General features: G+C 71.1%; 5 protein-coding genes. All 5 read left to right on the top strand.

From position 1 onward, the window contains the following. A partial coding sequence (locus tag FV228_RS24255) for an enoyl-CoA hydratase/isomerase family protein (protein WP_187277889.1) occupies nt 1-453 on the top strand: 453 nt, incomplete at its 5' end. A 239-nt stretch (nt 454-692) separates the two neighbouring features. Then, on the top strand, nt 693-1586 hold the full coding sequence (gene mmsB, locus FV228_RS24250; protein WP_147856902.1) for a 3-hydroxyisobutyrate dehydrogenase: 894 nt from the start codon (nt 693-695) through the stop codon (nt 1584-1586). Next, complete coding sequence (locus FV228_RS24245) at nt 1586-2362, top strand: enoyl-CoA hydratase (RefSeq protein WP_187277888.1); 777 nt, start codon at nt 1586-1588, stop codon at nt 2360-2362. Before mmsB ends, FV228_RS24245 begins: the two co-directional genes overlap by 1 nt. Before the next feature lie 13 nt (nt 2363-2375). Continuing rightward, nucleotides 2376-2813, top strand: a complete 438-nt coding sequence (locus FV228_RS24240; protein WP_147856900.1) for a hypothetical protein — start codon at nt 2376-2378, stop codon at nt 2811-2813. A 54-nt stretch (nt 2814-2867) separates the two neighbouring features. Then, on the top strand, nt 2868-3307 hold a 440-nt coding region (locus tag FV228_RS24235; protein WP_147856899.1), incomplete at its 3' end, for an AMP-binding protein.

Below are 3307 nucleotides of genomic sequence, written 5' to 3'. Positions count from 1 at the left end.
GGCGTGCGCGACGTGCTCGGCCGGCTGGCGCGCGATCCCGGCGAACCGCCCCTGGCGCAGCATCGCGCGCTCATCGATCGCTGCTTCGCCTTCGACATGGTCGACGAGATCCTGTCGGCCCTCGAGGCGGACGGCTCCGATTTCGCGGCGGCGACCCGCAAGACCCTGCTGACCAAGTCCCCGTCGAGCCTGGTCCTGACACTGTGCCTGCTGCGCCTCGGCCGGCGCTCGCCCAACCTCGAAGCCTGCCTGGAGCGCGAGTTCCACGCCTCGCTGGCGCTGCTGGAGGAGGGCGATTTCCGCGAGGGCATCCGCGCCGCGGTGATCGACAAGGACAAGTCTCCGCGTTGGAACCCGCCGCGCCTCGACGCGGTCGACCCGGCCCGGATCGCCCGCTGGCTGGAGACGCGGGCGGACCCGGTTTTTCCGGACTCGCGCACGGGGCCGGTGTGATGTGAGGCCGCCTCTCCCAGCCCCGCAGGGAATCGGCGCCACCGGATCTTCTTAGGAGCGCAGGTCCCCTCTCCCGTGGGGGAGAGGGATAGGGTGAGGGACCAGGTTTTTCCGGAGAGGGCGTGTCCCTCACCCCAACCCTCTCCCGCACGGGAGAGGGGGCACGTTGTGCCCGTCATGGACCGATACGGCATGCCGGCGGGGTGAATGGAGCATTGGACGAAGCAGGGAGGGGTATGATGGCACAGACCATCGGGTTCATCGGTCTCGGCAACATGGGCGGCCCCATGGCGGCCAACCTCGTGAAGGCGGGGCACACGGTGCGCGGGTTCGACCTCGCGCCGGCCTCCCTGGAGGCGGCTCGGGCCGCGGGGATCGCGGTGGCGGGCTCGGCCCTGGAGGCGGCCGAGGGCGCCGAGGTGGTGGTCACCATGCTGCCCGCCGGGCGTCACGTGGTCGAGGTCTGGACCCAGCTCGCCGACGCCCTGCCGGCCGGCACCCTGCTGATCGATTCCTCGACCGTGGACGTCGAGAGTTCGCGCAAGGCCCATGGCCTCGCCGAGGCGCGGGGCTGCCTGTCCGTGGATGCGCCGGTCTCCGGCGGCACCGGGGGCGCCAAGGCCGGGACGCTGACCTTCATGGCCGGGGGCGCCGAGGCGGCCTTCGCGAAGGCCGAGCCCCTGCTGAAGGCCATGGGCAAGAACGTGTTCCATTGCGGCGCGGCCGGTGCCGGGCAGGCGGCCAAGATCTGCAACAACATGATCCTCGGGATCTCGATGATCGGCGTCAGCGAGGCTTTCGCGCTGGGCGAGAAGCTCGGGCTGTCGCATCAGGCGCTGTACGACGTCGCCTCGGTCTCCTCCGGCCAGTGCTGGTCGCTGACCACCTATTGCCCGGTCCCGGGCCCGGTGCCGACCTCGCCGGCCAATGCCGGCTACAAGCCGGGCTTCGCCGCCGCGCTGATGCTCAAGGATCTCCGGCTGGCGCAGGCCGCCGCCCTCGCGTCGGGGGCCGCGACGCCGCTGGGGGCCGAGGCCGCACAGATCTACGGGCTGTTCGAGGGCCTGGGCCACGGGGGAGAGGACTTTTCCGCGATCATCCGTATGCTTCGCGGATCGGGGAGTGAGTCGTGATGGACGCGTACGAGACGATCCTGACGGAGACGCGCGGGCGCGTCCTGCTGATCACCCTCAACCGCCCGAAGGCGCTCAACGCCATCAACGCGCAGCTCACCCGTGAGGTGATCCGGGCCGCGACCGAGGCGGATGCCGATCCGGGCGTCGGCTGCATCGTTATCACCGGCTCGGCCAAGGCCTTCGCGGCCGGGGCCGACATCAAGGAGATGCAGCACGCGACCTACGCCGAGATGTATGCGCAGGACCGCTTCGCCGACTGGGAGCGGTTCACGTCCGTGCGCACGCCGATCGTCGCCGCGGTGGCGGGCTACGCGCTGGGCGGCGGCTGCGAACTCGCCATGATGTGCGACTTCATCCTGGCCGCCGACACGGCGCAGTTCGGCCAGCCCGAGATCAAGCTCGGCGTCATGCCGGGGATCGGCGGCAGCCAGCGGCTCACGCGGTTCGTCGGCAAGTCGAAGGCCATGGAGATGTGCCTGACCGGCCGGATGATGGATTCCGCCGAGGCCGAGCGCGCCGGCCTGGTCTCGCGGGTGGTCCCGGCGGACCGGCTGCTCGACGAGGCGCTCAAGGCGGCCGAGACCATCGCGTCCATGTCGCTGCCGATCGCCATGATGACCAAGGAGGCGGTCAACCGCTCGTACGAGACCACGCTGACCGAGGGCGTGCGCTTCGAGCGCCGGGTCTTCCACGCGATGTTCGCCACCCAGGACCAGAAGGAGGGCATGGCCGCCTTCGTGGAGAAGCGGCCGGCCCGGTTCGAGAACACCTGAGCGAGGATGGGCGATGGACGTCCTGGACCGCGATAGCGAAGCGCGCTTCGAGATGGCGTTCCCACGCGCGATCGTCGCCCAGAAGGCGCGCGGGCGCGAGGAGACCATCAACGAGCATCTCGTGAAGCTGTTGGCCTTCGACGTGGCTCCGGAGACCCGGGCGGTCTGGCGCAAGGAGCTGGTCCGGCACTTCCGGTTCCTGGCGGCGCTGCGGGTCAAGCCCGGCGCGAGCCTCGTCCCGGCGCGGGACTGGTGGACCTGGCTCTATGCCGACCCGTTCGAGAACAACGAGACCGGCTACACGGCCGGCCTGATCGGGCTCAACGCCGACGACTTTCCCCGCAACGGCCGCGCGGTGGAGGCGATCGCCGAGGAGATCCGCCATTTCCACGCCGGCATGGTGCAGCGCCTCGCGCGCGGCCAGGCCGGCGTGGACCTGATTCCCGCCTGAGGGCGGGATGCGGCCGGATCTGCCGGCCGAACAAGAACGACGGGGGGAACGACCATGCCCAGCTTCCGGGAGGCCCGCGATCTGCTGCTGGCCCATCGCACCGACTACGCGGCGGCGGTTTCGGCCTTCGCCTGGCCGGACCCGGTGCCGTTCAACTGGGCGCTCGACTGGTTCGACGCCGAGCTCGCAGCCCCCGAGAGCCGCGACCGCACCGCGCTCCAGATCGTCGAGGCCGCCGGCGGCGCCGAGCAGAGCCTGACCTTCGGGCAGATGGCGCGCCGGTCCAACCAGGTCGCCAACCACCTGCGCGGGCTCGGGCTGAAGCGCGGCGACCACCTGCTCCTGCTGCTCGGCAACGTCCCGGCCCTGTGGGAGACTATGCTGGCCGCGATGAAGCTCGGGGCCGTAGTCATCCCGGCCACCACCCTGCTCACGGCGGACGAGCTCGCCGACCGCCTGGCCCGCGGCCGGCCCCGGGCGATCGTGGCCGGGCC

Origin of the sequence: Methylobacterium sp. WL18 (assembly GCF_008040015.1) — a bacterium.
GTDB lineage: Bacteria > Pseudomonadota > Alphaproteobacteria > Rhizobiales > Beijerinckiaceae > Methylobacterium > Methylobacterium mesophilicum.
The sequence above is the reverse complement of the archived record's forward strand: the minus strand, read 5'-3'. Positions and strand labels throughout refer to the sequence as shown.

Coding starts and splice junctions, on each gene's coding strand:
- FV228_RS24245 (WP_187277888.1), top strand. CDS start 1,586: ATGGACGCGTACGAGACGATCCTGACGGAGACGCGCGGGCGCGTCCTG.
- mmsB (WP_147856902.1), top strand. CDS start 693: ATGGCACAGACCATCGGGTTCATCGGTCTCGGCAACATGGGCGGCCCC.
- FV228_RS24240 (WP_147856900.1), top strand. CDS start 2,376: ATGGACGTCCTGGACCGCGATAGCGAAGCGCGCTTCGAGATGGCGTTC.